This window comes from Pseudomonas lactis (assembly GCF_001439845.1).
Taxonomy (GTDB): Bacteria; Pseudomonadota; Gammaproteobacteria; order Pseudomonadales; family Pseudomonadaceae; genus Aquipseudomonas; species Aquipseudomonas lactis.
Map to the genome: position 1 here is coordinate 96796 of NZ_JYLO01000021.1, position 15058 is coordinate 111853.

General features: G+C 59.7%; 22 protein-coding genes and 1 pseudogene. 7 read left to right on the top strand and 16 right to left on the bottom strand.

All coding sequences use genetic code 11. The annotated features are described in order from the left end of the window. Nucleotides 1-5: 5 nt before the first annotated feature. The gene (locus tag TX24_RS28330) at nt 6-788 is read right to left on the bottom strand and encodes an aldolase (protein ID WP_003189384.1); all 783 of its coding nucleotides are present in this window, start codon (nt 786-788) and stop codon (nt 6-8) included. 160 nt (nt 789-948) lie between these two features. Between TX24_RS28330 and TX24_RS28335 the strand changes: the two genes are divergently transcribed. Then, complete coding sequence (locus TX24_RS28335; RefSeq protein WP_057711915.1) at nt 949-1476, top strand: helix-turn-helix domain-containing protein; 528 nt, start codon at nt 949-951, stop codon at nt 1474-1476. Between the two features lie 123 nt (nt 1477-1599). On the opposite strand, the gene TX24_RS28340 is transcribed toward TX24_RS28335, so the two are convergent. Continuing rightward, the gene (locus TX24_RS28340; protein ID WP_003189387.1) at nt 1600-2616 is read right to left on the bottom strand and encodes a DUF4917 family protein; all 1017 of its coding nucleotides are present in this window, start codon (nt 2614-2616) and stop codon (nt 1600-1602) included. Between the two features lie 123 nt (nt 2617-2739). Here TX24_RS28340 and yiaY point away from each other — a divergent pair, with 123 nt between their 5' ends. Together yiaY and TX24_RS28350 are read left to right on the top strand one after the other, a co-directional pair. Further along, nucleotides 2740-3888: an L-threonine dehydrogenase gene (gene yiaY, locus TX24_RS28345; protein ID WP_003189389.1), complete on the top strand. Its 1149-nt coding sequence runs from the start codon at nt 2740-2742 to the stop codon at nt 3886-3888. A gap of 690 nt (nt 3889-4578) precedes the next feature. Next, the gene (locus TX24_RS28350) at nt 4579-5253 is read left to right on the top strand and encodes an NAD(P)H-binding protein (protein ID WP_003189392.1); all 675 of its coding nucleotides are present in this window, start codon (nt 4579-4581) and stop codon (nt 5251-5253) included. On the opposite strand, the gene TX24_RS28355 is transcribed toward TX24_RS28350, so the two are convergent. Continuing rightward, nucleotides 5225-5701: a DMT family transporter gene (locus TX24_RS28355; protein ID WP_057711916.1), complete on the bottom strand. Its 477-nt coding sequence runs from the start codon at nt 5699-5701 to the stop codon at nt 5225-5227. The two genes, TX24_RS28350 and TX24_RS28355, sit on opposite strands and share 29 nt — an antisense overlap. Nucleotides 5702-5778: 77 nt before the next feature. Between TX24_RS28355 and TX24_RS28360 the strand changes: the two genes are divergently transcribed. Next, on the top strand, nt 5779-6684 hold the full coding sequence (locus tag TX24_RS28360) for a LysR family transcriptional regulator (RefSeq protein ID WP_420865862.1): 906 nt from the start codon (nt 5779-5781) through the stop codon (nt 6682-6684). 7 nt (nt 6685-6691) lie between these two features. Here the strand turns inward: TX24_RS28360 and TX24_RS28365 are convergent, their stop codons facing one another. After that, entirely contained in the window at nt 6692-6976 is a 285-nt protein-coding gene (locus tag TX24_RS28365; RefSeq protein WP_057711918.1) for a type II toxin-antitoxin system RelE/ParE family toxin, read from the bottom strand. Further along, nucleotides 6966-7205 carry a CopG family ribbon-helix-helix protein gene (locus tag TX24_RS28370; protein WP_032900450.1) on the bottom strand — a complete coding sequence of 80 codons (240 nt, stop codon included), beginning with the start codon at nt 7203-7205 and terminating at the stop codon, nt 6966-6968. The genes TX24_RS28365 and TX24_RS28370 overlap by 11 nt, the downstream gene beginning before the upstream one ends. Before the next feature lie 101 nt (nt 7206-7306). On the opposite strand from TX24_RS28370, the gene fos reads away from it, so the two are divergent. The 3 genes from fos (at nt 7307) to TX24_RS28385 (ending at nt 9059) form a co-directional block, all read left to right on the top strand. Further along, nucleotides 7307-7723: a fosfomycin resistance glutathione transferase gene (fos, locus tag TX24_RS28375; RefSeq protein WP_057711919.1), complete on the top strand. Its 417-nt coding sequence runs from the start codon at nt 7307-7309 to the stop codon at nt 7721-7723. Between the two features lie 47 nt (nt 7724-7770). Beyond that, complete coding sequence (locus tag TX24_RS28380; RefSeq protein ID WP_057711920.1) at nt 7771-8412, top strand: LysE family translocator; 642 nt, start codon at nt 7771-7773, stop codon at nt 8410-8412. Nucleotides 8413-8531: 119 nt separating this feature from the next. After that, nucleotides 8532-9059, top strand: coding sequence for a DUF4142 domain-containing protein (locus TX24_RS28385; RefSeq protein ID WP_003189402.1), 528 nt, complete (start codon nt 8532-8534; stop codon nt 9057-9059). A gap of 53 nt (nt 9060-9112) precedes the next feature. Here TX24_RS28385 and TX24_RS28390 read toward each other — a convergent pair whose 3' ends face one another. The 11 genes and pseudogenes from TX24_RS28390 to TX24_RS28435 all read right to left on the bottom strand — a co-directional run. After that, on the bottom strand, nt 9113-9646 hold the full coding sequence (locus tag TX24_RS28390; protein WP_057711921.1) for a methylated-DNA--[protein]-cysteine S-methyltransferase: 534 nt from the start codon (nt 9644-9646) through the stop codon (nt 9113-9115). 99 nt (nt 9647-9745) lie between these two features. Further along, nucleotides 9746-10015 carry a hypothetical protein gene (locus TX24_RS28395; RefSeq protein WP_244175943.1) on the bottom strand — a complete coding sequence of 90 codons (270 nt, stop codon included), beginning with the start codon at nt 10013-10015 and terminating at the stop codon, nt 9746-9748. A gap of 147 nt (nt 10016-10162) precedes the next feature. After that, a complete protein-coding gene (locus TX24_RS28400) occupies nt 10163-10573 on the bottom strand; it encodes a type II toxin-antitoxin system HicB family antitoxin (RefSeq protein WP_003189409.1) in 411 nt (136 codons plus the stop codon). Nucleotides 10574-10594: 21 nt separating this feature from the next. Continuing rightward, the gene (locus TX24_RS28405; RefSeq protein WP_003189411.1) at nt 10595-10777 is read right to left on the bottom strand and encodes a type II toxin-antitoxin system HicA family toxin; all 183 of its coding nucleotides are present in this window, start codon (nt 10775-10777) and stop codon (nt 10595-10597) included. Nucleotides 10778-11213: 436 nt separating this feature from the next. After that, nucleotides 11214-11444 carry a helix-turn-helix transcriptional regulator gene (locus TX24_RS28410; protein ID WP_057711923.1) on the bottom strand — a complete coding sequence of 77 codons (231 nt, stop codon included), beginning with the start codon at nt 11442-11444 and terminating at the stop codon, nt 11214-11216. Nucleotides 11445-11495: 51 nt separating this feature from the next. Beyond that, nucleotides 11496-12152 carry a hypothetical protein gene (locus TX24_RS28415; RefSeq protein WP_057711924.1) on the bottom strand — a complete coding sequence of 219 codons (657 nt, stop codon included), beginning with the start codon at nt 12150-12152 and terminating at the stop codon, nt 11496-11498. Between the two features lie 32 nt (nt 12153-12184). After that, nucleotides 12185-12358: a hypothetical protein gene (locus TX24_RS32230; RefSeq protein WP_167348435.1), complete on the bottom strand. Its 174-nt coding sequence runs from the start codon at nt 12356-12358 to the stop codon at nt 12185-12187. Then, nucleotides 12355-12780 carry a hypothetical protein gene (locus TX24_RS28420; protein WP_057711925.1) on the bottom strand — a complete coding sequence of 142 codons (426 nt, stop codon included), beginning with the start codon at nt 12778-12780 and terminating at the stop codon, nt 12355-12357. Before TX24_RS28420 ends, TX24_RS32230 begins: the two co-directional genes overlap by 4 nt. After that, nucleotides 12780-13100, bottom strand: a complete 321-nt coding sequence (locus TX24_RS28425; RefSeq protein WP_244175945.1) for a hypothetical protein — start codon at nt 13098-13100, stop codon at nt 12780-12782. Before TX24_RS28425 ends, TX24_RS28420 begins: the two co-directional genes overlap by 1 nt. Beyond that, nucleotides 13097-13387, bottom strand: a pseudogene (locus TX24_RS28430) (DNA cytosine methyltransferase); the annotation flags it as partial. The pseudogene TX24_RS28430 and the gene TX24_RS28425, both read right to left, overlap by 4 nt. A gap of 155 nt (nt 13388-13542) precedes the next feature. After that, nucleotides 13543-15058: DNA cytosine methyltransferase (locus tag TX24_RS28435; RefSeq protein ID WP_057711928.1), on the bottom strand; the 1516-nt coding region annotated here is incomplete at its 5' end.

Below are 15058 nucleotides of genomic sequence, written 5' to 3' on the forward strand. Positions count from 1 at the left end.
GGCAATCAGTTCAGGCAATCGGCGTGCTTGCGCAGGTTTTGCCGGGCGTAGTAGTTGAACGCGGCGCCGTGGCGCTTGGGCTTGGAGATCCAGTCATGGGCCTCGCGCCCCAGCTCCGGCAGGATCGGTTTGACCGTGCCCGCAGACATCGCCAGCAACTGCAACTTGGCAGCCCGTTCGATCAACTGCGCAATCACGCAGGCTTCTTCGATGTTGGCCCCCGTGGACAACTGCCCGTGGTGCGAGAGCAGGATGGCGCGCTTGTCGCCCAGGGCCGTGGTGATGATTTCCCCTTCTTCATTGCCCACCGGCACGCCGGGCCAGGCTTCCAGGAACGCGCAGTCTTCGTACAGCGGGCAAAGGTCCATGTGCGACACCTGCAGCGGTACTTCCAGCATCGACAGCGCGGCGATGTGCGTGGGGTGGGTGTGGATGATGCAGTTTACATCCGGTCGACCGCGGTACACCCAGGTGTGAAAACGGTTGGCGGGGTTGGGAATGCCGTGGCCTTCCAGCACCTCCAAGTCTTCGTTGACCAGCAGCAGGTTGCTGGCGGTGATTTCGTCAAAACCCAGGCCCAACTGCTGGGTGTAGTAGGTGCCGGGCGCCGGCCCACGTGCGGTGATCTGCCCGGCCAGGCCGGAGTCGTGGCCGTACTCGAACAGGATTCGACAGGTCAGCGCCAGCTTTTGCCGGTCGGTCCACGTATTATCTGCCAGGCTGTTTTGCATCTGGCTCAGTGCTTGCTTGACCAGTTGGTCTTTTGGGAGTGCTAATGTCTTGGCCATATCGGTGTCCTTTGGGTGGTTCAATGGACGTCGGATTTGCTGGTCGCCCGCTGCTCGCAAGGTCGTTGGGTGAATGCAAATGACACTAAAGATGCTATATGACACTTTGTGTCATTGGCAAGCCTGTCTCATCGCTTTCTGCATGGATTAACCGCAGCAAATGTCTATCCGCTTGAAAATATTAAGAAAAAAACTTGGCGTGACCCTGGAATCCCTGGCCGAAAAATCCGGGATGACCAAGAGTTACCTGTCGAAAGTCGAGCGCGGGCTCAATACGCCTTCCATCGCTGCGGCGTTGAAACTGGCCAAGGCATTGAACGTGAAGGTCGAAGAGCTGTTCAGCGAAGACAACGTCAGCCTCGACAGCTACAGCCTGGTGCGCAGCCACGAGCGGCCCGACACCTCGCCGGGTTATGCGGTGCTGGCTCATCAAGTCAGCGAGCGCAGCCTGTTGCCGTTCATCATCTACCCACCGGCGCAGTTCACCGACAAGACCTTCAAGGAGCACCTGGGGGAGGAGTTTTTATTCGTGCATGAAGGCCAGGTTGAAGTGGATTTCATGAACGAGCGCGTGCTGCTGGAGCGCGGCGATGCGCTGCATTTCAACGCGCAGAAACCCCACCGGATTCGCTCGGTGGGAGAGGTGCAGGCGCAGTTGCTGGTGGTGGTGCACAGCGCTGAGGAGTGAGCCTTCTTACTCATTGAAATGCAGTCAATGTGGGAGCTGGCTTGCCTGCGATAGCGGTGTATCAGTGCCAGATGGGCCAACAGACAGGCCGCTATCGCAGGCAAGCCAGCTCCCACATTTTGATCAGCGTTCCACAGGGACTGATAGTGCCGGATTGCCCAGCGGATGCGTACGCGCCGCAAAGAACTTCAGCGTTACGCCACTGCCCTCGAACAGCTCCGAATATCGCCGCTTCTGCTGACGAATAAACCCATCACTGCGCCCCGACACCGAGATCGCCAGGGTGCTGATGCTGGCCTGGCCAATAGCATCCACCAGGTGTTTATCCTGCGGCCCCAAGTCATGGCCGAAGATGCACAGTGCGCCTTCATGGCTCAACAGTTGTTCATAACAGAACGACAGATAATCCGAACTGCGGATACTTTTGAGCTTCTCCTGCACCTTGCCTTCACTGACGAACAGCGGCACATCGTCGAGGGTTTTGATCGTGTTATTGATGGCAAAACTGCTGAGCAGGGTGCTGTCAGTGGACGGCAATTTGCGCGCCGTGCCGTCAAGGTTGCGCACCAGGTGCAAGCCGCCGTGCAGGTACAGGATGCGGGTGATGTCGGTGCGCGTATTGCGCAGGTCGAAGCTTGAGTCGGTGCTGCGAAACAGGTCGTCGATGCCCGGTGCGTGCAGGGTCGCCCAGTAGTTGAGCAAGTCGTAGTTACTGGTGAAGACGGTGGCGTAGGTGGCCAATTCTGCGTGGATCGTCGCCAGCGTCGACGGCTGCACCAGGCGCCAGGGAATGTGCACGGTATGGATGGTGTTGATCAGCGCTTCCTTGATCGCGTAGTAGCGGTTACGCGGTGCCGCCGAACTGACCGCCAGGGCCTTGTTGACCCGGCTGGTGGTTTTCAAGGCGCCCAGAGCTTGCTCGAAACTGCGGGTTTGCAAGGCGTCGAACACGCTGAGTTCGGAGGGGGTCAGGGGCTTTTCTTCGACGGTACGGGCGTTTTCGAACAGCGAGTCGTAGGCGAAGTCTTCCCAGATCGTGCGGCTGGCGCCGTTACCGATCAGAATCCCGCTGAAGTCGACGGCAGCGCGCAGGGCACTCCAGTCTTCAAGGTGGGCGTCAATATCCTGGAAATCCTTCATTGCGGCGGGTCTACTCGAAATCGGCTGGGGGGTGACTTTATCACGAGCCGGCATTGATCCTGATCAAGATGCGCTACGCGGTACAGGTTGATTCTGTCGGCATAAAGCCTTTGAGGATCGATCATGAGCAGCACGTTTTTCATCCCCGCCGTCAACATCATGGGCATTGATTGCCTCGACGAAGCGATGACCGCCATTCGCAACTACGGCTTTGGCAAGGCGTTGATCGTCACCGACGCCGGTCTGGCCAAAGCCGGTGTGGCTGGCATGATCGCCGAGAAGCTGGCGATGCAGGATATCGACTCGGTGATCTACGACGGCGCCAAGCCCAACCCCAGCGTGGAAAACGTCGAAAAAGGCCTGGCATTGCTGCAACAGAGCGCCTGCGATTTCGTCGTGTCCCTGGGCGGCGGTTCGCCCCATGACTGCGCCAAGGGCATCGCACTGTGCGCCACTAACGGTGGGCGTATCGGCGACTACGAAGGCGTCGACCAATCGAGTAAGCCACAACTGCCGCTGGTGGCCATCAACACCACGGCTGGCACGGCTAGCGAGATGACACGTTTTTGCATCATCACCGACGAAAGCCGCCACGTAAAAATGGCCATCGTCGATCGCAACGTCACGCCGCTGCTGTCGGTCAACGACCCGGCCCTGATGGTCGGCATGCCCAAGGGCCTCACCGCCGCCACGGGCATGGATGCGCTGACCCACGCCATCGAAGCCTACGTGTCCACCGCCGCAACACCGATCACCGACGCCTGCGCGATCAAGGCCATCGAGTTGATCAGCGCCAACTTGCGCCTGGCGGTCCGCGACGGCACTGACAAGGCTGCACGGGAGAACATGGCCTATGCGCAGTTCCTCGCTGGCATGGCCTTCAACAATGCGTCCCTGGGTTTTGTGCATGCCATGGCCCACCAATTGGGCGGCTTGTACGACCTGCCCCACGGTGTGTGCAACGCGGTGTTGTTGCCTCACGTACAAAGCTTCAACGCCAGTGTCTGCGCCAAACGCTTGAGCGACGTGGGCCGGGCTCTTGGTGCGGATATCAAGGGCATTACCGCTGAAGAGGGCGCCCAGGCCGCGATTGCGGCGATTCGTCGGTTGTCCCAAGACGTGGAAATTCCTGCTGGTTTGCGTGAGCTTGGCGCTAAGTTGCAGGACATTCCGTTGCTGGCCAGCAATGCGCTGAAGGATGCCTGCGGGCTGACTAACCCTCGGCGGGCGGATCAGCGTCAGATTGAGGAGATCTTTCGTAGCGCTTTTTGATAGGCATAGGTACCTACACAACGTTGGCGCGACGCTGGACCTGTGGCGAGGGAGCTTGCTCCCGTGACTGCCTGACAGCCGATGCTTATCCGCGATCAAACTGTGGGAGCTGGCTTGCCTGCGAAGACGGCCTGACAGCCGACGCCAATCTACCTGACACCCCGCAATCCAACTGGGGGGGGGCTTGCTCGCGAAGGCGGCCTGGCAGTCATCACAGTTGGATTGGGTACATATCCATTGCTGCGGTAACGGCCACCTAGGGTTCCGCTCTGACAGCGGCTCACTTTTGAAAAGAGCCGGAATGCCGGCCCAGCCAAAAGTAAGCAAAAGGCTCTTGCCCCACCACTCGGCACCTCGCTTAGGCTCGGTGTGCCCGTAATCCGCCAGTGATTTGGGGGGGCCGCCGCCACGCGCCATCCATGGCGCGGGGCGGCTAAACCGGCATCCCTGCCGGTTTACCCCCCAAATCCCTGTCGAATTCCGGCCAGCGTGGTTTAACGGGGCGCCTGAGATCAAGATCACAAGCAGATCAAGATCAAGAGCGGCTCGCTTCGCATCGTGGTTACCGTCGGCTGCGACAACTTACAAAGTTGTGTAGTTTTGATAGGCGCAGCCTCCAGCGGCACGCGTTAAGCTACACGCCTAATGCATTCAAGCATCAAGCGTGCGGCGTGCCGCTGAGGTCCTTTCATGAGAGTTCTGTTATTCGGCGCCACCGGCATGGTGGGCCAGGGTGTGCTGCGCGAGTGCCTGCTGGCGCCTGATGTGCAGGAAGTGGTGGCCGTGGGCCGCACGCCCTTGACCCAGGAGCACGGCAAGCTGCACCAGGTGTTGCACAGCGACATGCTGGATTTCCAACCCCTGGAAAACCTGTTGCAAGGTTTTGATGCGTGCTTCTTCTGCCTGGGTGTTTCGTCGGCGGGCATGAAAGAAGCGCGCTATACCCACCTCACCTATGACCTGACCCTGGTGGCGGCCAGTACCCTGGCGCGGCTCAATCCGCAGATGGCCTTTATCTATGTGTCCGGCGCTGGCACGGACAGCTCCGAAGCCGGCAAGTCGATGTGGGCGCGGGTCAAGGGCAAGACCGAAAATGCCTTGCTGCGCTTGCCGTTCAAGGCGGTGTATCTGTTCCGTCCGGGGATCATCCAGCCGTTGCACGGTGTGCGTTCGAAGACGCCGTTGTATCAATCTTTCTATAGCGTGCTCGGGCCGGTGCTTTCGTTTGTGCGGCGACTAAAGCCGGACTGGGTGGTGAGCACCGAGACCGTCGGCCGTGCGATGTTGCAGGCGGCCAGCCAAGGCGCGCCGCAGCCGGTGGTGGAGCAGGCGCAGATTAATCGCCTGGCGGCTGAGCGCCGCTGAACTGAATCAACGCCACGCCACCGATCAGCAGTAGCGCGCCCAGTACTCGCGAGGTTGTCAGCTGACGTTCCGCCAGGCCGAACAGGCCGAAATGGTCCAGCAGTAACGAGGCGAGGATCTGCCCGGCCATGGCCAGCGCAATGAAGCCTGATGCGCCGAGCTTGGGCAGCAGCATCAGCGCCAATGAAATGAAACACACGCCAAAGGCACCGCCGGCCCACATCCACAACGGTGACTTGTTGATAAAGGCCAGGCTCGGCAGAGGCAAACGCAGCGCCACAATCACCGGCAGCAGCACGATGATGCTTACCAGCAACGACGCCAAGGTGGCCCACAAAGGATGGCCCAGCCCGCGCCCGAGGTTGGCGTTGATCGCACTTTGAAACGGCACCACTGCACCGGCGAACACCGCCAGCGCCAACAAACCTACCCAATGCAACACCGTCATCTCGACGCTCCCAGAAGTTTTGCTGGACTCTAGGTTATTCGTCGAGCAAATTTAAATTCCAAATTCTTATGCTGGGCATGCAGCTGATGAATGATCTGCGCCGCATCGACCTTAACCTGTTGGTGGTCCTCGACGCCTTGCTCAGCGAGCAGCACGTCACCCGCGCCGCCGAGCGCCTACACCTGAGCCAGCCGGCGGTCAGCCATGCGTTGGCGCGGCTGCGCGATATGCTGGGCGACCCGCTGCTGATGCGTCAGGGCGGCACACTGGTGCCAACCGCGCGCGCCTTGGAGTTGGCGGCACCCTTGGCCGAAACCCTGGCGCAGGTGCAGGCCTTATTGACGCCGAATCGTTTTGATCCCACTTCTGCCAAACGCCGCTTTCGCGTGGCGATGTCGGATTACAGCGCAGCGATTTTCCTACCCGGCCTGGTTCGCGTCCTACGCCAGGAAGCGCCCGGTATCGACTTGCAGATCATCCAGGCTAGCCGCGAAGGCATGGTCGACGGTGTGCTCAATGGCGACCTCGACCTGGCGGCAGGTGTATTTCCCGACATGCCCGCCGAACTGCGCACCACGCCGCTGTTCGAAGAGCAGTACACCTGCCTGGTCGACCGCGACAGCCTTACGCCAAGTGGGGTGCTGGACCTGCCGGGCTACCTGTCGCGCCCCCATGTACTGCTGGAGATGCGCGGCAGCGGCACACCGGAAATCGAACGGGCACTGACGGCCATTCGTGAACGCCGCCATGTGGCGATCAGCCTGCCGCATTGGGGGGTGGCGCCGCAGTTGATCCAGGGCACGGATTTGATTCTGACGGTGTCGTCCCGGGGTTTATTGAATATCGACGCTCGGCAATTGCTGGCCGTGCCACCGCCCTTTCATATCCCGTCGTTTGCCTTTGAGCTGGCCTGGCATACGCGGCGGGGTGGGGATGCAGGGTTGCAGTGGTTGATTGCGCGGCTGGTGGGGCTGGTCGGGTAGAGTTCCGTCACCAAGCTTTCGGAGGCTGACGTCGGGTATGAAAAATCCGCATTACCTGTAGCCGCCCCTCCCGGATTCGGTAAGGAACAACGTAGGGCCATCGAGGCACGACCCACTCTCGGGTCCCCGGCACTCGTCCCTCTTTCCCCATCGCGGGAAACGCGGCGACCTGTTCCAGGCCACTTAAAATTGCCTGGACAAATTCATGGGCTGCTTTGGGGTTTTCTTCGGCAATATAAGCCGCTTCATCGTCATGATTTCTGAGGGCTGCCCTCAGCCACTCAACCTGCATTGGCGCGCCATTTATCAGCGACAGCCTTTACCTCGGCAGCCGTGGCGAAATCCCCCGCATCCGCTTCTTTCACGGCTTTCTGGATTTCTTCGATTTGCCAGGCTTCGCGGGCCAGGTATTCGCGTAATGCGTCAACGGCCAGAAAGGATTTGCTGCGACCGGTAGCCTTGGCGAGACTGGCGAGGGTATCGGCGACGTCTTCCGGTATACGTAGGGACATAACAGACATATGAACCTCGATGTAGTGATGTGTAGTGCAACATACTACCTCGTCATTACCGCCACGGTTTGCCCCGCTCGTCAGGCGTATGACGATCAAGGAGAACAGTCATGCTTTCTGGATTCAACCACCTGACCCTGGCCGTCACCGATGTGCCGCTCAGCGTCAGTTTCTATCACGACCTGCTCTGCCTGCAGCTCGACGCAACCTGGGACCACGGTGCCTACCTCTCACTGCCTGGGCTTTGGCTGTGCCTGTCGCTCGACCCGTTGCGTTCGACTAATGCGGCGGTGGATTACACCCACTATGCCTTCACTGTCGATGCTGCCGATTTCACTGCCTTGGTCGAACGCCTGCGTGCTGCCGGCGTACGGGAGTGGCGAGACAACCGCAGCGAAGGCGCATCGTTTTATTTTCTCGATCCCGACGGCCATAAGCTGGAGGCTCATGTCGGCGATTTGGCCTCGCGCCTGCAAGCCTGTCGTGCCAAGCCCTATGCTGGAATGAAGTTTTACCCGTCGCGGTGAAGCATGCAGAATCAATCACCTTTTAGCGTCTGTCGGAGCGTCTATCCATGACTCCATCCTTGCTGTTCGCCGTGCTGGCTTCGGGTTTTATCTACGGCATTACCCCTGGCCCCGGTGTCCTGGCCGTATTCGGCATCGGTGCGGCCCGTGGCCGGCGTGCCGGGGCAGGATTCTTGTGCGGTCATTTGCTCGGCGATGTGGTGTGGTGCAGCACGGCGCTGATTGCCATCGTCGGTGCGCGGGAAGTCGGCAGCAGTGCCTTTGATGTGCTCGGCGTACTCAGCGGGGTGTATTTGTTCTGGCTCGGCTGGCGTGCGATCCGCACCCAACGCCGCAACAGCGATGCCCCTCAGGGCGCGGCGCGTCATCCGTTCTGGCACGGCATTCTGTTTGGCTTGACCAACCCCAAGGCGTATCCGGTGGCCGTGGCGACCTTCACTGCGTTGCTGTCCAGCCGGGCCGAGCTGTTGACTTGGTCGATGCTGCCGACCTTTATTCTGCTGAGCTTTATCGGTGGCTTGCTGGCCTACGCGATCCTGATCGGTGTGGTGGGCGCCCAACGGGTGCGGACGCTGTATCAACGCCACGAAATTCTCATCACCAGGCTCTGCGGCGTGATGTTTATCGGCTTCGCCCTCAATGCCCTGGCGCACGCATTGCCGGGCCTGTTTGGCAGCAAACCGGCCTGAGGCGACGACTGCCGTTCGTCGCACAGGGAAGTTTTTTCTAAACCTTTGCCGCCCTGAAAATTCCAATTCAGGGCGAGGAGTATACTCCCGCGCCTATTTTTGCCCTGGAGGAACCCATCATGAGCCGCATGGCTATCCGGTTACGCACCGCCAGTTTCGCGATGCTGCTGGGCCTCGGCGCCAGCAATGCTTTCGCCCAGTCGCCTGCAGAATTCATCGAGCAGGCTTCGGCCAAAGGCATGGCCGATATCGAAACCAGCCGCATGGCCCACGCCAAGACCTCGTCCCAAGAGATCAAGGACTACACCATCGAGGTCATCAACGAGCGCACCCTGGCCAACCAGCACTTGGCGGCGATTGCCAAGAAGCTTGATTTGCCTGTGGCCCCACGGGAGAAGATCGTTGATAAGGCCGAAACCCTGATGCCTGAACTCAAGGACGGCGATTCGTTTGACGCTGCCTATACCGCGCAGCAGGTCAAGGAGAACGAAGACGCCATCGCCTTGTTCCAGAAAGAGGGCGCCGCGTCGGATGTGCCGGAGATAAAGGCACTGGTGGATGAGACGCTGCCCAAGCTTGAAGAGCGCCTGCAAAAAGCCCGCGCCCTGGCCTCGACCTATGGCAAGGGCCATCAAGGCGACGGTTGAGGCTGCTGCCTGATATGAAAAACGGCGGTTGGAGAGAATCCAGCCGCCGTTTTTTATGCCGAGTTCAGGCCCGTTCTGGACGCGGCCTGTAACGCCAGTTCCCCCTGACCGGTGCCTTCCAGCGCCAATAAATACTGCTTGGCCGCCAGCCCGCCCGCGAAACCGGTCAAGCCGCCAGAAGCACCAATCACCCGGTGGCAGGGCGCAATGATTGAGATGGGGTTGCGCCCATTCGCCGCGCCGACAGCGCGCACGGCTTTGGGGTTGCCGATCTGCTCGGCGATCTGGCTGTAGCTGCGGGTTTCGCCGAAGGGGATGGTCAGCAGTGCCTGCCAGACCTGCTTTTGGAAGTCAGTGCCCGTGAAGTCCAGCTCCAGCTCGAACTGGTTACGTGTTCCGGCAAAGTATTCCTTCAATTGGCGTTCGGTTTCTCGCAGCACCGGGCTGTCGTTGGCCTCGATCAATTCACCCAGGCGTACGCGATTCGCACGTTCCACTTCCCAGAGGATGGCGCTGAGTTTGCCATCGCGCGCCACCAGGGTGAGCTCACCGACGGGGGAAGGCATGAGCTTGTAGTGGTAAGTCATCGGCAGGCTCCTTGAAGGGGCGTGAAGGGGGACGACGTCACTGTAGTTCCATCAGAGTGCCTGGAAACTACGTTTCTTGCGGTCAAATTTTGCGCTCGTCTAGAAATTCCAGTAAACCCAATCGGCGTAGTAGGGGTACCAGTAAAGCCACGAGATTATGTAGAGCGCCTTCAGCGCAGATGCAGTGCTTAGCATGAACGCAGAAATGATATTGAGCAGGGTGATAATCAAAGCCAATACTGCCACGCGGCGGCTCGCATGACGCCAGGCCAGGCTCACCCCGTAAGCCGACGCGGCAATCACGCCTATTTCCAAGAGTAATCCGAGAGGAAAGGGCAGCCCTGCAAACGAGGCCAGCAGTGGCAACACCAACACCCAGCCGACGACTTGGCGCAGGATGATCTTGGGTGTGTTTTTTGGGTGTCCAGCATTGCCATGTGTCCGAACTCTTGGCCGATGAGCCTACATCATCGCGGGGTGTTGCCGTCCTTGCCGTAAGATTTTGTTTAGGCGTAACTACCGTTCCTGTTGCAATACCTTGAGCGCAGCGGACGCCAGGAATCCCGAGCGGCTTTTTTCCTGTGGATGATTCAACACGTACTCATCGATGCGATTCAACAGATAGCCGGGCAGGGTGATGTTGAGCTTTTGAGCTTTGCCCAGATATTTGGTCACGTCGATGTCCACCACAGCCCACGTGCAACCGGCGTACTGAGGGTTGGCGGCGTGCACGGTGACTTTCTGCGCGCTGGGGATCGGCGCGCCATCTTCTGCGAGGATCTCGAAGTGCCCTTCGATGGCTTCGCGGGCCATGGCCATGGCATCGTCCAGATCATCGCCGGCTGAATAACAGCCAGGAATATCCGGGACTTCCACGCCCCAGGCGTGGTCCGCGTCGCCCGTTGAAATTGCGATGGGGTAAAGCATGCTCTTGCCCTCCAGGGACGGTTAGCTCAGCAGAGCCTGTTTCAAAATGCTCTTGGCGGTTTTATCCAGCAGGTCCTTTTTGGGGTGAGGGATCGTCACGAGCCCCGGCTTTGTCGGGTGCTTGAAGTGATGATGGCTACCTCGGATGCGCACCAGATACCAACCGTCTGCAACGATGTGTCCTATCAAATACCGGCTATCCACATCACCTCCTTGTGGTGTGTGTTGGTGGAGACTATAACCACTGGTATAAAATTATCAACACTCTACCTACCAACGGTTGATGTCCGAGATTTCGATAGGTGTTGAATGAAGTGTATGGGCGCACAGAAATGGCGCCGCTTGGAGGTATTACGAGGTGCTTCACGCCCTCAGGCTCGACTGCCGAGCAGCAGATGAGCGCTGGAGGCTAAATTATTGGTATAAAAAAACCGGTCACCAAGGACCGGTTTTTTGTGCATCCTGCGCCAGAACCCTTCTGACGCAAGTGCAAATCTGAGTGGAGCGGGTAGAGGACTTGTGACTGCTCACGGATTGCGTGGCTTGCAAGAGGTTTTATGGTTTCACCATACAAGCGTCCATACAGAACGCTTGGGGCTGTAGCGGATTGCCCAGCCCCGTAGTGATGAAGTGCCGACACTTATTCGTCGGCGTTGGCTTGTTTGTTTCGAGCGGCTTTCTTGTCCTCGATCCACTGTTCGACCTCGGCAGGATCGAAGCGGCACCGGGCGCCCCGTGCGTCACTGCTCTTGATCGGCGCCGGGAACGTCTTGTCACGAACCCGCAGCTTGTTCAGGCCCGACACGCTTTGCATGCCCAGCATCTTTAGGACTTCTTTGTTGCCCACCAGGGCGGTGTGTTGTTGTTCCATGGGAATACCTCGCCACGCCGTTGCCGGGTGGATTGATTGAAGGGGGAGGGGTTACTTGGTGTTGAGGCGGGTTACTTCTTCGCGGATGACCTTTACGCAGTCTTCTGAATCCATCAGGTAATCTTCCTGGGATAGTCGTTCCTGCTCAGCCTCAATGGCTGCAATCAATTGCTCAGGCATCACCACCGCTACCGGCGCGGGCTGATCGGCGTAGAGCGGCACCAACTGGTGGGCGCCACGGTCTTTAAGCGAGCGCAGCCAGTTGTCATCGGTGATGGTCAGCGCTGCATTCCGGTCGGCGCCAATCTCGACACGCGCCACCGGCTCGCCCTGGGACAGCTTCGCGTCAACCCGGGCGTCTCGCAGGGCTTCCAGTTCGGTCACCGCTGCGCGCAACACTTCAAGCTCTGACAGTGGTCCGCCCTGGGGCCGGGCGGCTGGCTTGCTTCCGGCCAAGAACTCGCGCATTTCAGTAAGAACCTGGTCATGCTCCAGATCGTTGGGCTCAACGTCTTCGTGGTACTCGATTTCGGTATCGAAGTTGGCTACAAGCCGACAGATCAGGGAAGTTGCTGTCATAGCCCGCCGTTCCGCCGCCTGACCCGCGTCGAACTCCCCACGGCGCCGCTGCTCCAGGTCGTGCAACTGTTCGTCGCGCTCGTTGAGGTCACGCTGCAGTTGGTCGCGCTCGGTGTAGAGCCGCGACATTTCAGAATCAGTTGATTCTCTTGTTGGTGTGCTCATGATTGCTTCTCCCGCGCACGCAGCTCGGCCATTTCCGCCTGCCGGGCCTTGCTGCATTTGTCGTGGTTGCCGTGGGCGCGGGAGTACCCGCACTTGTCACAGATTGTTTGCAGATCCAGCGGGCGCATCGGCGCGCCGCGTATCTTGGTGGTGCGGCGTAGGGCGGTCATGGCTGCGATGCCTTGATGGCCAGTTTGCCAATAGCCCGAACAAGGCGTTTCGCGTTGCCGAACTCTTGGCGAGCGTCCTTTCTGGCGAGAATCAAACCCCAGGCTGCAAGGCAGTGCGGGCAAGCACCTTCCGATTCATCATCCCAGCCCGTGAGCTGATCCGTGATTTCTTCTTGGTCAAGGCGGCGCTCAGAGCAGTAATCGCTCACGGTTGCGGTGAGGGCCTGATGCAGGTGGTGGTTGACGCGGCTGTTGTCCCAAAGGGGCGACTTGTCGTCGAAAGTCTTGTAGGCCTCGATGGTGATCGGGCACTTTTCAAGCGTGGTCACAATGGCTTTCTTGATCCTGGTCAGCTCTGCTGCTGCTGACTCGTAACGGATCAGTGCGGCGACTGCGCGTTCGCCGAGTGGTGGCTTGTTCATCACGCCTCCTTCAACAAGTCGATAACGATATTCACGCCGCTGGCCACGCTGGCCGGTTGTTGCGCCGCGTACCGGGTCAGGTCTGCTATGGCCTTGGCCACCACCTTCGGATTGCGGATGGACGCGCCCAGGGCCTGCACGAATTCGGTGGCCCAGCGCTTGCCCTCCAGCTCCATGACGCGGTTGATAGGGCCGGTGATGACCAGCTCGGGCAGCGGCTCGTTGGCCATGACGGGTGGGAGAAGTTTGGAAGCGCGCGCGGGCGCCTGGAACTGGCGGTCGAGCGCGTCCGCCAGCGCTTTAAATGCTGTTGGGTTCATGGTGTCACCTGCTGGGATACGCTCAGCGCCACCGCGACGGGTTGAACCCATATCGGCATGCTGTTGAGCATGAAGGTCTCGCCGGCCTCGGCCAGCAATAGGGTGGTGCCCATCACGTGGGCAATGGCTTCGGCTGCTGCTGGCGGGACAGCGTTACCGATACGCTCCCGCCAGGCCTGGTCGCTCAGGCCGTCCAGCTCAAACATTTCCTCTGGCTCAACCAAGCTTTGCAGTGCCGCCAGTTCCAGGGTGGTAAAAGGGCGGTGCCAGGTGCCGTCGAGGCTTTGCGATAGAGAGCATGCTGGCTTTGCTTTCAATGGATGACATCGTCCTACCAGGAAAGGACTCGGAAAGCGTCTTTCGCGTGGATGACTCATAAATTTGCGAGAGCAAAGTTATCTCGGCTTCAGTCCACTTCTTCCTGTTGGTAAATGCCCTGATGTCACCCATTGTTCATCGCCTTCAAAAGTCTTCTGCCGATCCAGGAAACCACAGAAACGGCCTTGCTGTTGCCGATCGCCTTGTAGCGGGGGCCGTCTGGGCATAAACCCAGAACCCTGCCGCGCCAAGGAATGCGCGTGTAGTCGTCGGCCATGCCCTGAAGGCGTTCGCACTCGCGGGGAGTGAGTCGACGGACAGCACTGGTGGAAGACACAACGTTGGGGCCCAGGGATGAGTCTGTGTTGTCGACTTGCTTGCCGTAGTTGCTGGTCAAGGTCTGGGCTACATCGCGGCATGCAACTATCGGCTGCCCACGGCCTGTTCCGTCCTCGCTCCCATCGAACCCTTCAGCTTTCAGCGTATGGGTGATGTCGCCGGTGATACATACAGCGACCTGGCCGCCGGCGTTGGCATGGCTGCCTGAGTGGTTCATTGCGCGCAGGGTAGGGGCGATCGCCCCGGCGTCAGCACCGTGATCCTTGCAGGAAAATGCCAGCACCGCGTTTTCCTGGCCGTTGTTCCTGCCTAGGGCGAAGGCAAGTTTGTTGCTGACACCAGGGTCTTGGGTGCCGTGCACTACCAGCAGGCCGGACTCTGCGTCTTGCTGAGTAGCGCTACCGGCTGCTTTGCCGCCGGCTTGAAGCGTACCCGTGACAACGAATGCCTCGCTTTCAAAATCCATCCGCCCACTGGCGCTTCCGCATGCATTGCGCGCCGGAGCCACATCGATTGGCCCACGGGTGTCGTTCCCGCCGAAGACAAGCAGATGTCCTGCCTGAGCTTGGTTGTCATCTGCGCCACATGTTCCAACACCATTCGCGGTTAGGGCTGCGACTGGTCCGAACCGCTGTGCAGGGCCGAAAGGAGCTGTTCCGGTAACGTCCTGCCCCTGGCCTCGGCGCGGCGCAGTATCCCGGCGCACGCCTTCTCGCTCAAAAAGTACCTCGGTGGGATCGAACCCGTCTCGAGCACTTGCGACAACGAACACACGACGGCGTCGTTGGGCCAGGCCGAAATATTGGGCGTCCAGGACCCGCCACGCGATTGTTCTTTTGGGTCCATACACACAACCAGCGTCCTGCCATTTCTTCCCTGAAGGCTGCAGCTCGCAGTCTTCCCCAGCAAGCGCGCCAAGAAAGCATCCGAAGGCGTTCCCTTTGTCGCTGAGGACGCCGGGGACGTTCTCCCAGACGATGACGCTGGCGGGCTTTCGCTGGCCGGCGCGAACATAGTCAACTGCATCTGCAAGCTCCACGTATTTGATGGTGAGTGCGCCGCGCGGGTCAGTGAGGCCTTCGCGCATACCGGCGACCGAAAATGCCTGGCATGGGGTGCCGCCGACCAGCACGTCCGGCGCCGGGATCTTGCCGGCCAGCACCAGGGCGGCCAGCTTGGTCATGTCGCCGTGGTTCGGCACGTCAGGGTAGCGGTAGGCCAGGACCGCCGACGGAAACTGCTCAATCTCGGCGAACCAGGCGGCGCGCATGCCCAGCGGGTGCCACGCTTGTGTTGCAGCT